Below are 17,843 nucleotides of genomic sequence, written 5' to 3' on the forward strand. Positions count from 1 at the left end.
TATGACATGAATAAACAGAAAACGAATATCGAAGAAATGAAACCAAGCTACATATATACCTATGCGTGTCATGAAACAGAGCGTGAGTTGTGTCTTTTGGAATTGAAATGCTTGTTCGGTCAGCCGCCCGTGCAGGATTCCATCCTGTTGTCCCATCGGCGGCTGGAACCGGGGACCAGCCCGTTTATTCATCTTCGGCTGGATGTAATGACAGATGCGGGAACACTGGAAGAGCTATGCGAAGCAGCCTCTATGTTACAACTTGAGGAAGGAAAGACTTTCAAGGTGTTGTGCCTTAAAGAAGGTGACCATGAGGCCGACTATGACGAGCGGCGCGGGATCGAACGCCGAATTGGGGCACGCATTCATGGCCAGGCGCAAATGAAGACACCGGATATCACCCTTGGTGTTATTCGGATAGGAGAACGGTGGCTACTGGGCACGTGTCAGTATAGCGACAGATCGTGGCAGGAGCGTCGTCAAAAGCCGCAAAATTATTCTACTGGACTACCCGTTCTGGTAGCTAGGGCACTTGTGAATTTGGCAGCAACTGATCTAACAGCCGCAAAGGGAGAGTCAGGCTCATTGAAACTGCTAGACCCGTGTTGTGGTATGGGCAATGTAATGATTGAGGCATTGAGTATGGGGAAGGATATTCGCGGTTGTGATATCAACCCGTTGGCGGTGCGTGGGGCACGAGTGAATTTGCGTCATTTTGGATATGAAGAAGATCTAGTGAAGCTCGGGGATATGAATATGCTCGAAGGCACATACGATGCGGCCATATTGGATATGCCCTATAACCTGTGCTCCGTGCTCCCGGCTGATGAACAAAAGAAGATGCTGCGCAGTCTGAGACGCTTGGCCGCGCGGGCAGTGGTCGTGAGCACGGAGCCGATGGAAACATTGTTAACCGAGTCAGGCTGGACCCTTACGGAGCAATGCCGCATACATAAGACAGGTATGAGTCGGGAAATCTGGATCTGTAAGTAGTGTATTAGTACTGAGTTTTGTAGTTAACCAAATTCAGCGGTAGCTCCTGATCAGCGGCATAGGCATTCAAATTAGTAAGAAAAATATCCACCGCCCGTTCGGCATATTTGTCCGTATCGCCTGCAATATGCGGTGTGATCAAGACATGGGCCAGACTCCATAGCGGATGTGAAGCAGGTAGCGGTTCTTCCTCGAATACATCCAGTCCGGCAAAGGCAATATGCTTTTGTTCCAAAGAGCGTACAAGCGCATCCGTATGAACGGTGCCACCGCGACCTACATTAATGAAGAAGGCACCCTTACGCATAGCTGCAAATGCTTTTTCGTCAAAGAAGTGATGGGTTTCCTCGGTAAATGGCAATATATTTACCACGATATCCGCTGCTCCCAATGCTTCGTGTAGTTGTTCGTTAGTATACATGTGCTCTACATGGGGAGCTTCCTTGCCAGAACGGCGGACTCCGATCACCCGCATGCCAAAGGCTTCTGCAATCCGTGCTGTTTCACGGCCAATTTCGCCAACGCCTGTAATCAACAGCATTTTACCACGTAATTCCGTCAGTTGGCCTTTCGGTGGCTGCCATGTTTTCTGACGTTGCAAGAGAGCTGCTTGCTGTAAATAACGTGTATGCGATAGCAGCATGCCAAAGATCTGCTCTGTAATTGGAATTGCATGCACACCACTTGTATTCGTTAGTAAAATGTTACGCTTCTCCAATTCGGTAAGCGGTAGCTTATCAATCCCAGCCGACCAGGTTTGTATCCATTTCAGCTTGCTGTCTGGATGTAATGCCTCTTCGGCAATATGCTTGGACCAGCCTAGAATAACCTCGGCCTCCCGGATTTGTCTAGACTCCAATGACTGAGCTTTGCCAATAATCAACTCGTAGCCCGGAGCCGTTGCACGAACTTGTTTTTTTTGCTCTTCCGTAAGTTGATGTAAGCTTAAAATGTTTCCCATAGTTCATAGCCTCCTCGATTTTTGATTCCTTGGAGTTTCCAATATATTCTGGCGAACCATCCTTTCAAGAATAACAGATTGCCGAAAAAATTGCATAAGGAGGGTAAAAAAGCGCTCGCAGTGTCACAATATATAACAACAAATGGCTTTACCCTGATCAGGGACAAACCAAACAGCTACTTTTTGAGATATCCACAAATATCCATTAGGAAAGGAGGTATAGGTTGATGAAAAATGAATCGCAAAGACTTTTTACAGCTATTGCTCTCCCGAATGAGCATAAGAAGAAGCTACATTATTGGGTGGAGCAGGATTTAAAAGACCTGACTTTTCGCAAATGGAGTGATTTCAGAGATTACCACGTGACACTTCAGTTTTTGGGTGATGTGGAGACCTCGGTTATACCGAAACTTGAGCAGGTTTTAGTTCAAGCTGCAGCTGAGCATGACCCGTTCACACTCGGCATTGGAGAAGCAGGTTTTTTTGGCCGTGAAGAATTTCCGCGTGTACTGTGGAGGGGAGTGACCGGGCAGCGTGATTCACTGGATCAACTGTACCAGTCCATACTCCAGGCTACCGAACCGCTGGGTTTTAAACCCGAGGAGCGACCTTATCGACCTCATATCACCCTAGCACGCTCGTACACAGGAGAACAGCCTATTCCACCGTCTATTTGGCAGCCAAATGACCGATGCAGCGAGCCATGGGAAGTGAGAGAATTTGTTTTATATGCAACCCGAATGGGTCAAAAACCAATGTACCAAATAATTCAAACATTCCCATTAATGAGGTGAAAGCCTTGATCTATCAGCGAATTTAGTGATATAGTGTTTCAGCGTTATTCAAAAAGCGCATTTTAGGTTACATATCTGAGGAATGTGCTTATAGTTAACGGGAGGAACATTATGGAAATCGTTAAAGAACATCGTTGGTTTGCACCTCTATTGAGTGTGCTGCTTGTTTGTATATTGGGGATAGGCCTCTACGCTGAGGTTCAGCAAACACAGAAAAATCATAAAAATACACCTATGCAATCTCTGAGCTGGTCAGGGAACTCTTCGTCTCCTACATATGGCGACAGGATGGGGACCCATAATGGGTCAAACAGGACAAGCCCCATCTTTGTCGCTGCTCATGGGCAGTCAAGCTGGAAAGAAATCATGCCGACTCCGTTACCCGCTTCCCAGATGAAGCAGGTGGAACAAGCTCGGAATAACGTTGCTACAGGCAAGAAAAAGCCTGAGGTCCAGCATAGCAAGTCCGCAATCCTAACCCCTCCTACAACCATCTACTTTACGAAGACAAAAATGCTCACGCAGGATGACAAGGCGTTGTCTACCTGGAGCTATCCTGTCTCCGCTAAAGAACTGCTCCTGCTGCAAAAAATAGTGATGGCAGAAGCAGAAGGCGAACCGTACGAAGGCAAAGTGGCAGTTGCCAACGTTGTCTTAAACCGGCTGCGGTCAGCCCCATTTCCCGATACGATTCAGGCAGTGATTTATCAAAAAGCGCAATTTAGTCCGGTCGCGAACGGGCGTCTTCGTCGTGTTCAGCCTAACCAGGACAGCATCCGTGCGGTTACTGCTGCTTTGAACGGCCATAAAGCCGTGCCTGATAACACCTGTTTTTTCCTGTCGCTTACGTTGGCCCAGGACCTTACGGTTCATCATTCGCGTACGAAGGTGAAAACTATCGGTCATCATACTTTCTACAAATAACAGCCCTTTCTAAACAATAGGGTTCAGCTTTGTGAACGAATTTTAGGGTATAGGTGAAGCCAGTATGCAAAAGAGGTATAATGGGTAAAGGAAAGTAACCAAAATAATGAAAGTGACAAAGGAGGCGTAGATGATATGAAAATCACATATTATGGACATTCAGTTGTACTGGTAGAGGCAGAGGGGAAACGGATTATTATTGATCCTTTTTTGACGGGAAATCCTAAAGCAACCGTACAGGCCGAGGATATTCAGGTGGATGCCGTGTTGTTGACACACGGTCATGCCGATCATTTTGGAGATGCTGTTGAAATTGCCAAGCGCAATGATTGTCCAGTAATCGCGGTCGCGGAACTGGCCGAATATTGTTCGTCCTTGGGGGCCAAAGCTCACGGTATGAATCTGGGTGGAGGTCACCACTTTGACGGTTTCCATGTGAAATTCACGCTTGCATTCCACAGCTCATCTTTGACAGTGGACGGGCAAACCATTTACATGGGAGAGCCGGCGGGGATCTTATTGACCATGGGAGGCCAAACCTTTTTCCATGCAGGGGATACTGGCCTGTTTGGCGATATGCGTCTCATTGGCGAAACTAACTCCATCGATGCTGCGGTATTGCCCATCGGAGATGGTTATACGATGGGACCGGAGGATGCACTGCTGGCAGCAAAGTGGCTGCGTGCAAGCCGCGTAATACCGGTGCATTACAATACGTTCCCGGGTATTGAGCAGGACGGAGACGGCTTCTGTGATCGTCTGCACAAAGAAGGCATTGAAGGGAAAGCATTGAAGCCCGGCGAAAGTCTCGAATTTTAATACGGATATCTAATTTACGGGAATATACTTGATGGTCTATAAACTCATCAAATCTCCTTTGTCAGCCTTTTCTGTTCCTTAGAGGAATAGGAAAGGCTGTTTTTCAAAAGTGAATATTTATACATAAAAATGAGATATTTTTGCATTGATACGTTGAAGCTGTAATGTAAAAGATTTATTATCACAATCATAAAAACTTTGAATTGCTAACATGATAGGTCAATGATAAAATGATAGAACTAATTAGATTCATCAGTGGAATCGACGTATTTTTCAAGTCAAGCCATTGCATAATTATTGAAAAACATACGCATTCGGCGGACCGTACCGCCTTGAATACGTCACATGTTTTGTCCCCCATTCCTCGTAGTTGTTCTTTGAGTTACCTCTTGTCGCCACTGTCTTCTATTCGGCCGCCTGTATTTCAGGCCAGCATGACTTTATAACAGAAAGGTTGCGTTCCATGAGACAGACAGGTTTACCACCCAAACAGGGACTATATGATCCCCAATTCGAAAAAGACGCCTGCGGCATGGGCTTTGTTGCCCACATCAAGGGAAAACCATCGCACGATATTGTAAGTCAGGCTTTGACCATGCTCGTGAATATGGAGCATCGGGGCGGTCAGGGAAGTGAACCAAACTCCGGTGACGGAGCAGGGATTATGATTCAGGTCCCTCATCTGTTTTTTCAAGAGGAAGCGGAGCGATTGGGCTTTAAATTGCCAAAGGCCGGACATTATGGCGTGGGTATGCTTTTTGTATCCAATGATCCAAAAGTTCGTGAAGTGCATGAGCAGAAGCTAAGAGATATCATCGTGGACGAAGGTCAAAATTGTTTGGGTTTTCGCGATGTTCCAACTTATGACGAAATGCTGGGTAAATCGGCAAAAGCAGCTAAACCAGGCGTGCGTCAGGTATTCATCGGTCGCAGTAGCGATTTGAAGGAAGAGCTGGACTTCGAACGGAAACTGTATGTCATTCGCAAACGTGCAGAGCTTGCTATTCGCTATAACCAAGAGGATGAGAACCGTGAGTCGTTCTATATTCCAAGTTTGTCATGTCGCAAGGTTGTATACAAAGGAATGCTCACAACCGAGCAGGTAGGCAAATTTTATCTGGATTTGCAGGATGAGCGGGTAACATCGGCGATCGCGCTGGTCCATTCCCGTTTTAGCACGAATACGTTCCCGAGCTGGGACCGTGCGCATCCTTATCGTTTTATGATTCACAACGGCGAAATTAATACTATGCGCGGCAACGTGAACTGGATGCATGCTCGCCAGGCGCAGTTTGAAAGCGAAGCGTTTGGCGGAGATATCAAGAAGGTAAAACCAGTCATTAACCCAGATGGCTCAGATACAGCCATGTTTGATAATACACTGGAGTTTCTGTATCTGAGCGGACGTTCCCTTCCTCATGTAGCCATGATGATGGTGCCGGAACCTTGGAACAAGCATGAAACCATGGACCCGAAGAAACGAGCATTTTATGAATATCACAGCACCATGATGGAGCCGTGGGACGGACCTGCTGCGATGGCGTTTACAGATGGTATCCAAATCGGGGCGATTCTCGACCGCAACGGTCTGCGTCCTGCACGTTACTATGTGACCAAGGACGATCTGATCGCACTGTCTTCAGAGGCGGGCGTATTGGATATTGCTCCTGAAAATGTGCTCTATAAGGATCGTCTCCGTCCGGGTCGTATGCTGCTGGTTGATACTCAAGAAGGCCGTATCGTTTCTGACGAAGAGTTAAAGGAACGTATTGCTTCCGAGGAACCTTATCAGCAATGGCTGGATGAGCACTTGGTTGATTTGGATGAGCTGCCGGAAGCACTAGAACAGCCGGAGCCTAAACATGAAAATGTAAATCAGCTTCAGCTCGCGTTTGGATATACGTTTGAAGAACTGCGCAAAATTCTGGAGCCGATGGCACTTACAGGTGCAGAACCGATTGGTTCAATGGGGTACGATGCACCATTGGCGGTGCTGTCTGATCGTCCGCAACGTTTGTACAATTACTTTAAACAAATGTTTGCTCAAGTCACGAACCCGCCGATTGACGCCATTCGTGAAGAGATTGTAACGTCAACCGCAACTACGATTGGACCAGAGCGCAATTTACTGCATCCAGAACCGGAAAGCTGTCGTCAGATTCGTTTGGATTCGCCAGTGTTGTCGAATGAGGAGTTTGCTAAAATTCGCCACGTACACCGTCCTGGCTTCAAATCGATGACAATTCCGATCTTCTTTGAAGCGAAGGAAGGCGCTGAGGGCTTACGCAAGGCGCTGGAAGGATTGTTTGAGGCGGCTGACCGTGTCATTGACAAAGGTCATAACATCCTGATTTTGTCCGACCGTGGAGTGGATGCGGAAAATGCGGCCATTCCGGCGTTGCTAGCTGTTTCCAGCCTGCATCACCATCTGATTAAGCAGGGTACACGCACACGTGTGAGTATTTTGCTGGAGTCCGGGGAGCCAAGGGATATTCACCATTATGCGGTGCTGCTTGGCTACGGTGTGAGCGCGGTTAATCCGTATCTGGCTTTTGAAACGCTGGATGTCATGATTCAGCAGGGCTTGTTGCGCGGCATCTCGCACGAAAAGGCAGTTAAAAATTATATTAAAGCGGCAACGAAGGGTGTCGTTAAAATATTGTCCAAAATGGGTATTTCCACGATTCAGTCGTATCGTGGAGCACAAATTTTTGAGGCTGTAGGTCTGAAGCAGGATTTTGTTGACCGTTATTTCACCTGGACACCTTCCCGCATTGGCGGTATTGGTCTGGAGGAAGTGACTACGGAAGCGCTGGTTCATCATAACCGTGCTTTCACTGACAAGGACGGCAACGACAAAGTGCTGGATTCGGGCGGCGACTATCAATGGCGTAACGATGGGGAAGAACATTTGTTTAATCCGCAAACGGTGCATTTGCTCCAGCAGTCGGTACGCTCGGGAGACTACGAGCTTTACAAGAAGTACGCCAAGCTGGTACAGGGTGAATCTGAACAGTATTTGACGATTCGCTCCATGCTTCAATTGAAGCCTGCTGGTGAGCCTGTGCCGCTGGATGAAGTGGAATCCGCTGCATCCATTATGCGTCGCTTCAAGACAGGAGCCATGTCCTTTGGCTCGATCAGTCAGGAAGCGCATGAAGATATGGCGATTGCGATGAATCGGATCGGTGGCAAGAGCAATACGGGTGAAGGTGGGGAGAACCCTGCACGTTTCATACCGGATGCCAATGGCGATTCTCGCCGCAGTTCGATTAAGCAGGTAGCGTCGGGCCGATTCGGTGTAACATCGAATTACTTGGTGAATGCTGACGAAATTCAGATCAAAATGGCGCAAGGCGCTAAGCCGGGCGAAGGTGGACAACTGCCAGGACGGAAGGTATACCCTTGGGTCGCTGAGGTACGTGGTTCTACGCCAGGAGTAGGTTTGATTTCACCACCGCCGCATCACGATATTTATTCTATCGAGGATTTGGCAGAGCTCATCTATGATCTCAAAAACGCCAATCCGCGTGCTGACATTAACGTGAAACTGGTGTCAGAAGTAGGCGTAGGCACGATTGCTACAGGGGTAGCAAAAGGCCGTGCTGACATTATTCTGGTCAGCGGTTACGACGGTGGTACAGGCGCTTCCCCGCAAGGCTCCATCCGGCATGCGGGTATGCCTTGGGAGCTGGGTCTGGCGGAGACGCATCAGACGCTGATGCTAAACAACCTGCGCGACCGCGTGGTATTGGAGACAGACGGCAAGATGCTGTCTGGCCGCGATTTGGTAGTAGCTGCCCTGTTGGGCGCGGAAGAATACGGCTTCTCTACAGCGCCGCTCGTAGCGTTGGGCTGTATTATGATGCGGGTATGCCAAATGGATACATGTCCGGTTGGTGTGGCTACGCAGAATCCAGAGCTACGCAAAAATTATATGGGCGATCCTGCCCATGTGGTGAATTTTATGCGTTTCATCGCAGAAGATGTCCGTGAAATTATGGCGGAATTGGGCTTCCGTACGATTCAGGAAATGATTGGACGTACGGATTGTCTGGATACCGTGAACGCCGATTCGCACTGGAAGAAGAAGGGCGTAGACCTGAGCTTGCTGTTGCATGTTCCTGAGTTGGAAGAAGGTAGTGTACGTTACCGCGTACAACGCCAAAATCACGGTCTGGAAGAAACACTCGACATGCAACAGCTCGTACCGATGGCTGCGGAAGCGCTGGAGAACGGAACGCCTGTTGAGGGCACCTTACCTATTACAAACGTGAATCGGGCGGTAGGAACGATTCTGGGCAGCGAGGTTACCCGTAAGTATGGAGCGGCGGGTCTGCCTGAGGATACGATTCGCTTTAACTTTATTGGATCGGCAGGTCAGAGCTTCGGGGCATTTATTCCGAAAGGCATCACGCTGAGCGTGGAAGGCGATAGCAATGACTATGTCGGTAAAGGGTTATCTGGCGGTAAGATTATTGTGAAAAAGTCTCACAAAGCGACCTTTAAGGCAGAAGAAAACATTATTATCGGAAATACAGCCTTGTATGGAGCGACCAGCGGTGAAGCTTACATTAGCGGAATCGCAGGCGAGCGCTTTGCCGTTCGGAACTCCGGCGCACGTATTGTAGTTGAGGGCGTTGGTGATCATGGTTGCGAATATATGACGGGCGGACGTGTAGCTGTATTGGGTGGAACCGGACGGAATTTTGGAGCCGGAATGTCCGGAGGTATTGCCTATGTCTATGACCCTGAGGGGACGTTCCTGAGCCGTTGTAATCTGGAAATGGTGTTGCTGGAAGGTGTGGAAGATCCTGCAGAAGCAGCGGATTTGCGCGGCTTGATTCAACGCCATGTCACTTACACGGGTAGTGAAGCGGGACAACGTATTTTGGATGATTGGCAGACTGCGATTCAGCAGTTTGTACGAGTGATTCCAAAGGATTACAAGCGTATGGTTGAACAGATCCAAAAAGAAGAGGCAACTGGTTTGAGCGGAGATGAAGCTCTGTTGGCAGCATTTGAAGCCAATATGCGTGAATTGGCGCGTGCTGGGGGCTAAAATGTAGACTACCAAACTTACTAAAAAAGGACTCGCTGAATACCGCTGTTATAATCACGGTGGTACCAGCAAGTCTTTTTTAGGTTACAAAAATGTGATTTATTTCCTTGACAAACGTCATAAATTCTGACATTACCCCCAAAATGTTTTCCTGAAACGGTAAATATGTTATAAAAAGTACCAAATTTTTTGGAATGTAACCGTTTACGTAAGAGTTTATGTCTTGTTATTTATTTTTGGATTGGTTATGATTTTTTTAGAGTACACAAACACAAACAACCTAATATGCCCATCGTCCCTTCAAAACACAGAATAGGGTGACAGGATGAAGTTGAGGAAGTCAGCAGAAGACCAAATGATTTTTTTATACCGTTATGTATCACTATCTTTAACGTCACTTGTTTTTCTGTTCGAATCATCTAGATTAATCGTGTGGCAGAAGCTATTACTGATTGGTTTTCTATTTTTATCCGTTACAGCATTTACTTGGATTTACCGCAAGTACAGACTTCATGATATGGTATTGAAATGCAGCATTGCGCTTGAAACAGCAGGGATCATTTTGTTGTTATTCCCAACCGGAGGGATGGATAGCCCGTTCAAATGGTATGTGATTACCCCCATGCTGGTGGCTTGTGCTCATCTGTCTATGAGATACAGTTGGACACTCCTCCTTTCTTATATCGGCTTGGTGCTTACATTTTGTTATATCTTTTTTACACCAGGTCAATATTTTTTGTGGGATCTTATATTGCAGAACATCAATTTGTTTCTGGTACTGATCGCAACTACGATGGCAATGCAGGTTATCGGCGTCATGAAGGACGAACTGAAGGTGGCTAAAGAACAAGCCAATGAGACGATGGATCATATCAAGTCGATTTACCACATCATGGAGACGACCAGCCACAATGAGGCTTTAAATCTCGGTCAGGTCATCTCGGACTATACGGTCAAGCTAACCAAGCAGAGCCGTGCATTTTTCTGGCTGGATAGTCAGGAGGAGGATGCACCGGAAAGCAGCCAGACAGGCTGGACGGTAGAGGAGGAGGAGCAGCTATTCGAGGAGCTGGGCAATTATCGGGAGGAATTCAGGGAAGAGCGTGAACCATTTTTCAGACATCTGCCAGAATGGGGCGATTTCCTCATGATTACCGTACCGATGACGACCCGTTTTGTAGCGACGATTGGCCTCAAGCTGGGCCCGGATCAAAGTCTGACAGGAAGACGCTGGCTCGTGCAACAACTGATATTCTTGGCTGAGCTGAGCGCTGTGTTCTTGGAGCGCTATGAGCTGGAGCGTATTGAAAATCAGCTGATTGTGACGAATGAGCAGAACCGGATTGCAAATGAAATGCATGACAATGTTTCTCAAAGTCTTTTTGGTATTGTGTACGCAACGCATTCTCTCCGGCAAACCTGGTGTCATCAGCCAAAAGAGCAGGTGGAGGAGCAAATTGATCTAATTCAGCAATCAGCCAACCAAGCGGTTAGAGAGCTGAAAGGGGCGATTCATAGTTTAAGTTCGAAAAAAAGCGGAGGCTCAACTTGGTTAGGGACGGTGAAAAGTCATCTGCATACACTCTCCAAGCTGAACCATGTACAAATTGATTTTGACATTCATGGTGATCATTATTCACTTCCGTATTTGTACCAAAAGGCTTTATTCCGCATCATTTCCGAAGCGGCGGGGAACGCAATCCGTCATGGATTGGCCAAGCGAATTGATGTGAAGTTAAAATTGACGCCCCAAGTGATTAGACTGTCTATTCATGACGACGGAGTAGGGTTTGAGACGGCGAGAATGGTAGCAGGAGGTGAGGCGGTCAGTGCAGGCGGGGGCCTGGGCATGATGAATATGGAATATTTAGCTCAATCGATGGGAGGCGAATTTGATATTTCAAGTCGAATCGGAGAGGGTACACAGATCCGATTGTCCATTCCGGTAAATGCTTATGAATGAGGATTTTGCAAAATCCTCGAATAAAATGTGTGAACATTCTGCAATACAAAATCTGCGGTAACAATCGGATACATAGGGATTATGCAAATCCTGAACTGTAGACAGGAGGCCGAATCATGAAAATTGTCATTGTCGATGATCATCCTTTAGTACGGAAAGGACTCGCTGCGGTTATATCCATGCAGCCCAATGTTCAGTTTGCGGGAGAGGCCCAGAATCAACAGGAAGCACTTGTGGTGATAGAGGAAACGGATCCGGATCTGGTGCTGCTGGATTTGAAACTAGCTGATGAATCGGGGCTGGATATTATCAAGATAGCGCGCGGACGCGGTTTCAGAAGCAAATTTATTTTGCTGACTTCTTCCGCAACACGTGAAGATTTTCTAAAAGCAGAGGAAGCTTCCGTGGACGGTTATGTGCTTAAGGAAGCATTGCCTGAGGAACTAATTTACGCGATTCATCTTGTCAACAAAGGACGCAAATATTATGATCCGGCTATTCTCGAAAACAAGCTGCGTGAAGATGCGGGCAATCTGACCGACGACCTGACGCCAAAGGAAAAGGAAGTGCTGGTCGAGCTGGGACAAGGAGCTTGCAATCGTGAAATTGCATCCCGGTTATTTATCAGTGAGTTCACAGTCAAAAAGCATGTCAGTCAGATCTTGGCCAAGCTGCGGCTAGCGGATCGTACGCAGGCAGCATTGTATGCCAATGCCATCGGTCTGGCGAAGTACGAGCCAACAATGATGCGCTGACTCTATAAGCTACGCTGCACTTACATGTGCGAGTGGAAAGAAAAGCCTCAAAATCACCAAGCTTTGTGATTTTGAGGCTTTTTTCGATTTCTTTTTCCATAATCGACAATGCATGGTACAAAAGTATACCATGCCGTATCCGAAAGTATACATTTCCCTCCCCCTGTAGTGAGGGAGAAAGTGCCATTCGGTTCCATGTCGTTCACAGAGCCAATTGTTACAATAAAGTCATACTTAAATATGAAGAGAAATTGTATAGGAGGGAGGATTTTTGTGGAGAAAACCATTTTGGATTATCTAGTCCTGATTAAAAGAAGATTGTGGCTGATTGCGATTTTTGTCATTCTCTCATGTGTAACAACATACTTTGTGAGCGACAATGTCGTGAAGCCAGTCTACTCCGCTTCAAGCCAACTGCTGGTTAATCATATTTCCGCCAAGCAGGGGAGCAACAATCTGAACGACGTCAACACAAGTCTTAATTTGGTGGAAAGCTACAAGCAAATTCTCACTTCACCTAAAATTATGGACGCTGTTGTAGCGACTCATCCCGAGTTCGGTTTGACGCAGCAGAAGTTGGCAGAGAAACTGCAGATTAAATCCTCGGATAAAAGTCAGGTTATCGGTTTGACGTTTGAGGCAGGGAGCTATCCACAGGCCGCAGCGGTTGTAAACGCGGTAACCCAGAAATTCGTACAGACAGTTCCGGGATTGATGGAATTGAATAATGTGAAAATTTTAAATGAAGCGGACCCTCAGGCCAATCCTGACCCGATTAATGGGAACCCGCTCATGAATATTGCGATTAGTTTTCTCGTATCGCTGATGATTGCATTGGGCACGATTGTGTTCCTGGAAAGCATTAACGGTACGCTGCGCTCGGAGAAAGAAGCGGACGCGGACATCGGTATTCCGGTAATTGCATCGATTCCAGTCATTCGCAAGAAGGACGTCGATGGAGCAGCCGGAAATTCCAAAGAACGGGTAGGGGAGCGTAAATATGCTGCGATTGAATGACATGTTGATTACAGAAAGTAATCCATCATCGTATATCTCGGAATCATTTCGATCCCTCCGTACATACATCCGGCAGCAGGTGATTGGGCAAAAGGACCGTGGCACGGTTCTATTGTTGACCTCGCCGGAAAGCGGGGCGGGTAAAACAACACTGCTCGCCAACATCGGAGTTTCCTTTGCACAAGAAGGCAAGAAGGTGGCTCTGGTGGATTGCAATCTGCACAAACCAGCGCTGCACGAGATATTCGGAATGGAGAATACCGGAGGTCTATCGGCTTATTTGCGCGGTGGGACTTCTTCCAAGTCTATCGTTAGGCATGGTGGCCTGGAGCTATCGGTTGTTCCCGGTGGAGACACCCTGTACAACGCAGCAGATCTGCTCGGTAGCGAACGTATGGCTGAGCTATTGGAAGAGCTCAAACGTGAATATGACATCATTTTACTCGATTCGGCTCCGGCGCTGAATTATACGGATGCTCGCCTGATTGCAGGCTTAACGGATGGTGTGATTCTCGTCGCTAGACATGGTCGTACCAAACGGGAAGATCTACGTAAAACAAAGCAACTCATGGAGCAGGCCAGTGCGACGCTGGTTGGAATTGTGATGAATCAGGTGAAGTAAGCAACACCAAAATTCGATGAAGCAAGGAGAATGAGTGCGATGACGAAAAGAGTGAAAAAGGCCATTATTCCAGCAGCAGGGTTAGGTACGCGCTTCCTCCCTGCCACAAAAGCGATGCCTAAGGAAATGCTTCCGATTATCAATAAGCCTACGATTCAATATATCGTGGAAGAAGCGATTGCTTCTGGTATTGAGGACATTATTATCGTTACGGGTAAAGGCAAACGTGCCATTGAGGACCACTTTGACAACGCATTTGAGCTGGAATCCAAACTGCTCGAGGACGGTAAGCTGAAGCTTCTGGAGGAAGTACAGCGTTCTTCGGGAGTGGAAATTCACTACATTCGCCAAAAAGAACCCAAAGGTCTTGGACACGCGGTATGGTGCGCAAGACGCTTTATCGGGGACGAGCCGTTTGGTGTGCTGCTGGGCGATGATATCGTAACAGGTCAAAAGCCTTGCCTGCGCCAGCTGATGGATCAGTATGAGGAAACTCAAAATTCGGTTATCGGTGTGCAGCGGGTACCGCAGGAATTTACGAACCGGTACGGCATCATTGAACCGGATCAGCAGGACGGACGCTTGTACCGAGTGAATAATTTTATAGAAAAACCGGCTCCAGGCACAGCGCCATCCGATTTGGCTATTATGGGGCGCTACGTGTTCTCGCCGAAAATTTTCAAATATCTTGATCTTCAAGAAAAAGGAGCTGGCGGCGAAATTCAGTTGACGGATGCGATCCAAAAGCTGAATCAGAGTGAGCGTGTGTACGCCTATGATTTTGAAGGCACACGTTATGACGTAGGTGAACGTCTTGGATATATTCTAACCACACTTGAATTTGCACTTGCCAGCGATGATTTGAAGTATCCGGTTATGGAGGCCATGAATGAATGGTTGAAAAAGACCGAGAAAGCAACCACGGCAGGTTGAGAGGGGGTACGTCAGCATGAGCATGGAAAATTTACCGGAGGACGGCGAGGCTGTCATGTCAGGTAAAGCGTTTTACATGCCATACGGAAATACACAAATTCAGGATAAAACGTCCTACCTGGTCACAAAACGCCTCCTTGATATGCTGCTGTCGTTCGTGGGCTTGATCGTCTTGCTTCCGCTTTTTGTAGTGGTAGGCGTTTTGATTAAGCTCGAAGACCCAAAGGGAAGCGTGTTTTTCAAGCAAACTCGGGTGGGCAAGAATGAGAAGTTATTCGATATGTATAAATTCCGTTCAATGGTGTCCAATGCTGAGGAACTGAAAAAGGACTTGATGGAGCTGAATGAAGTGAGCGGCGCCATGTTCAAAATTAAAAACGATCCTCGGATCACGAAAATTGGCAGTTTTCTGCGCAAGACGAGTATTGATGAGATTCCGCAGCTGTGGAACGTGTTGGTCGGCGACATGACCTTAGTCGGTCCGCGTCCGCCGTTGCCCAGCGAGGTCGAGCAATATTCCGATTATGATAAGCAACGCCTGATTGTAACACCGGGATGTACGGGTTACTGGCAGGTGAGCGCACGTAACAGTGTAGGCTTCGAAGAAATGGTGCAAATGGATTTGAAGTATATTCATGTTCGCAATACGTGGCTCGATTTGAAAATCATCATGAAAACAGGCGTTAAAATGCTGTTCTCCAAGGATGCTTACTGATGGATGCATTCAAGCGATGTCCCGCAGTGTCCGTCGTTATTTGCACCTATAACCGGGCGGACCTGCTGGAGAAAACGTTAATGTCCCTGCTGGAACTGGAAGACCTTGCGCTGGCTGAGATCATTGTGGTCGATAACCGATCCACTGATCATACAGCAGCGACGATCAAAAGGTTCACTGTCGCCCATGGTCAGAATATCCATCTCCGATATCATTATGAGCGCGAACAAGGACTGTCTGCTGCTCGTAATGCAGGCATTACGTTATCAAGAGCGGAAGTCATTGCTTTTCTCGATGATGATGCAATTCCGTGTGTTACATGGTTGCAAACGATTATGTCAGCATTTGGGAACAATCCTGAGCTGACGGCTATGGGTGGGAAAATTGACCCTATGTTTGAGACGGAACGACCGGGTTGGCTGACAGGCCAGCTTGAACTGCCTTACACGATTATTGATCTGGGCAAAGCCGTTCGTGAATATCCGTCGGGACTGAATCCATTTGGAGCGAATATGGCGATGCGCAAAACGGCTTTTGCCGCCGTTATGTTCCCGCTTCATCTAGGCAGAAAGGGAGACATCCTTCTATCCGGTGAAGAATCGTGGGTATTCGAGCAAATCCGTAAAAATGGTGGAACGATTATGTATCATCCACACATGTCTGTGGAACATTTTGTGCCGGCTTCACGGTTAACGAAAGAATGGATCATGAACCGCTACTATTGTCAGGGCATGTCTAACGCTGCTCAGGCCGTAGGTCTGCGCGGCAACGCGATGCTGATGGCGAAGACGGCAGCCAAAGTGTTATACATCACTGTGGATTCCCTGCTGGCGCGTAGTGAGGGCAGGAAGCTGTTGAACCGGTGCAGGCTTGAAAGTATCCGTGGGACGCTGGATACACTGCGCAACCGGAAAAGCGAGTCAGCTGCGGGGTGAAAGATGGAACATGAGTAACTATCCTTGGACTACTAGAATAAACACCATACAGCATGTTTTTATTTTTCTACTGGGCGCTCTTGCTGTAGGAATTGCGGCTACCTATCAGCCGGTGGTCAGTATTGCGGCGGTATGTTTACTGCTCTTGCTGGCTGTTTCCATTCATCATCCAGAGCGCATCAGCTACGCTGTTTTGCTAAGTACAGCAGTCTCAGTCGATTCTCTGTATCAGGGTGGCGTGTTCGGTATTGAGATTTTGTCATTGTACAAATTGGGCATTTTGGCTCTGCTGGTGCCGTGCATGCTCGTGTATGGCATACGTCTCAAGTTCAGCTATCCGGTCTGGGCATTGGTGATCATGCTGGGGATCACATTTGGATTTTCAGCATGGCTGCCTTTGTTAACGACCTCGATTGCCGTCAAGGCGTTCGTCGGTTTATCACTCCCTTTCTTTTTTTTACTGATCCAGTGGAAAAAGGATGTGGCAGAAAAGCATATCCGACTGATCAGTTTGTTGCCCATTATTAGTGTGGTCATTGGACTGGGTTTGCAGGTTCTAGGGCTGCATTCGTTTACGGATGTAGAATTTACGGGCGCAGTCAGAGTACAAGGAGCGAATATACCGCCGCATCTGGCAATGCTCTCCTTTCTCGGAATTGCTGTCTCTCTAATTGAGGTCAAGCGTAAACCCAAGCAAGCCGCTTTTTATTACACTGTGTTGGCACTGAACTTTCTGATTCTGATCGCCACCGGTACACGTGGACCGATTCTGGCATTGTTATTAATGTTTGCTGTGTATCTGTTTGATATTGCCCGTCAGTACCTCAAGGGGAAAGTCAATTATTTGCTACCGCTGGCCGGATCGTTTTTGGTTGCTCTGGGGGCGGTGGCCCTGCAATGGAACAATTTAAAAAAACGCTCCTTCGAACGGGAGACCGATACAGGCATTGACCTGTCGGGACGCTCGGAGGCATGGGAATATTTTTTGAACAGAGTACATGATTACCCTTGGTCAGGGAGAGGTCTTGGCGCGGTAACGGTCGCGAACGACGGGACATTATTCAATGGCTTTGTTGTACCGCATAACGAGTATATACGCTTTTATTTTGACACGGGATATATCGGTTGCGGGCTATTAATACTTTCATTGCTGATCGTGTTCGCTCTCATTTACCAATCGCTTGCCAAGTCTATCAAACCTTATTTTGCAAGCTTAATTGCAGGCTTTCTGATCTACTCGTTTTCAGATAATACGTTGTCAACGGTTCAGATGATTATTCCATTTTGCTGGTATTTGAACGCGTTATACCAGACATCTACTCAAACCGATTTTCGCAAAGAGAAGTGATA

General features: G+C 47.4%; 14 protein-coding genes. 13 read left to right on the forward strand and 1 reads right to left on the reverse strand.

The annotated features are described in order from the left end of the window. The first annotated feature begins 6 nt into the window (after positions 1–6). Positions 7–993: a TRM11 family SAM-dependent methyltransferase gene (locus ACYCSE_RS15020; protein WP_459698590.1), complete on the forward strand. Its 987-nt coding sequence runs from the start codon at positions 7–9 to the stop codon at positions 991–993. A 4-nt stretch (positions 994–997) separates the two neighbouring features. Here ACYCSE_RS15020 and ACYCSE_RS15025 read toward each other — a convergent pair whose 3' ends face one another. Continuing rightward, the gene (locus ACYCSE_RS15025; RefSeq protein ID WP_459698592.1) at positions 998–1,954 is read right to left on the reverse strand and encodes a D-2-hydroxyacid dehydrogenase; all 957 of its coding nucleotides are present in this window, start codon (positions 1,952–1,954) and stop codon (positions 998–1,000) included. A 227-nt stretch (positions 1,955–2,181) separates the two neighbouring features. On the opposite strand from ACYCSE_RS15025, the gene thpR reads away from it, so the two are divergent. The 12 genes from thpR (at position 2,182) to ACYCSE_RS15085 (ending at position 17,841) form a co-directional block, all read left to right on the forward strand. After that, positions 2,182–2,748, forward strand: a complete 567-nt coding sequence (gene thpR, locus ACYCSE_RS15030; protein WP_459698594.1) for an RNA 2',3'-cyclic phosphodiesterase — start codon at positions 2,182–2,184, stop codon at positions 2,746–2,748. Between the two features lie 111 nt (positions 2,749–2,859). Next, the gene (locus ACYCSE_RS15035; protein WP_061830285.1) at positions 2,860–3,672 is read left to right on the forward strand and encodes a cell wall hydrolase; all 813 of its coding nucleotides are present in this window, start codon (positions 2,860–2,862) and stop codon (positions 3,670–3,672) included. Positions 3,673–3,807: 135 nt separating this feature from the next. Beyond that, on the forward strand, positions 3,808–4,491 hold the full coding sequence (locus ACYCSE_RS15040) for a metal-dependent hydrolase (RefSeq protein WP_029516186.1): 684 nt from the start codon (positions 3,808–3,810) through the stop codon (positions 4,489–4,491). Between the two features lie 463 nt (positions 4,492–4,954). Then, the gene (gene gltB / locus ACYCSE_RS15045) at positions 4,955–9,553 is read left to right on the forward strand and encodes a glutamate synthase large subunit (protein WP_459698597.1); all 4,599 of its coding nucleotides are present in this window, start codon (positions 4,955–4,957) and stop codon (positions 9,551–9,553) included. A 325-nt stretch (positions 9,554–9,878) separates the two neighbouring features. Then, positions 9,879–11,516, forward strand: coding sequence for a sensor histidine kinase (locus tag ACYCSE_RS15050; protein WP_061830283.1), 1,638 nt, complete (start codon positions 9,879–9,881; stop codon positions 11,514–11,516). A gap of 116 nt (positions 11,517–11,632) precedes the next feature. Beyond that, positions 11,633–12,271 (forward strand): response regulator, encoded by a 639-nt coding sequence (locus tag ACYCSE_RS15055; RefSeq protein ID WP_069291324.1) that lies wholly within the window; start codon positions 11,633–11,635, stop codon positions 12,269–12,271. A gap of 273 nt (positions 12,272–12,544) precedes the next feature. After that, complete coding sequence (locus tag ACYCSE_RS15060) at positions 12,545–13,288, forward strand: YveK family protein (RefSeq protein WP_165144642.1); 744 nt, start codon at positions 12,545–12,547, stop codon at positions 13,286–13,288. Then, positions 13,272–13,910, forward strand: a complete 639-nt coding sequence (locus ACYCSE_RS15065; RefSeq protein ID WP_235307594.1) for a CpsD/CapB family tyrosine-protein kinase — start codon at positions 13,272–13,274, stop codon at positions 13,908–13,910. The genes ACYCSE_RS15060 and ACYCSE_RS15065 overlap by 17 nt, the downstream gene beginning before the upstream one ends. 39 nt (positions 13,911–13,949) lie before the next feature. After that, positions 13,950–14,843, forward strand: a complete 894-nt coding sequence (gene galU, locus ACYCSE_RS15070; RefSeq protein WP_013309151.1) for a UTP--glucose-1-phosphate uridylyltransferase GalU — start codon at positions 13,950–13,952, stop codon at positions 14,841–14,843. A 16-nt stretch (positions 14,844–14,859) separates the two neighbouring features. Continuing rightward, positions 14,860–15,558 (forward strand): sugar transferase, encoded by a 699-nt coding sequence (locus ACYCSE_RS15075; protein WP_013309152.1) that lies wholly within the window; start codon positions 14,860–14,862, stop codon positions 15,556–15,558. Next, positions 15,558–16,493 carry a glycosyltransferase gene (locus ACYCSE_RS15080; RefSeq protein WP_459698601.1) on the forward strand — a complete coding sequence of 312 codons (936 nt, stop codon included), beginning with the start codon at positions 15,558–15,560 and terminating at the stop codon, positions 16,491–16,493. Before ACYCSE_RS15075 ends, ACYCSE_RS15080 begins: the two co-directional genes overlap by 1 nt. Before the next feature lie 10 nt (positions 16,494–16,503). After that, the gene (locus ACYCSE_RS15085; protein WP_254350963.1) at positions 16,504–17,841 is read left to right on the forward strand and encodes an O-antigen ligase family protein; all 1,338 of its coding nucleotides are present in this window, start codon (positions 16,504–16,506) and stop codon (positions 17,839–17,841) included. Positions 17,842–17,843 lie beyond the last annotated feature (2 nt).

Source organism: Paenibacillus sp. SEL1, from assembly GCF_054602535.1.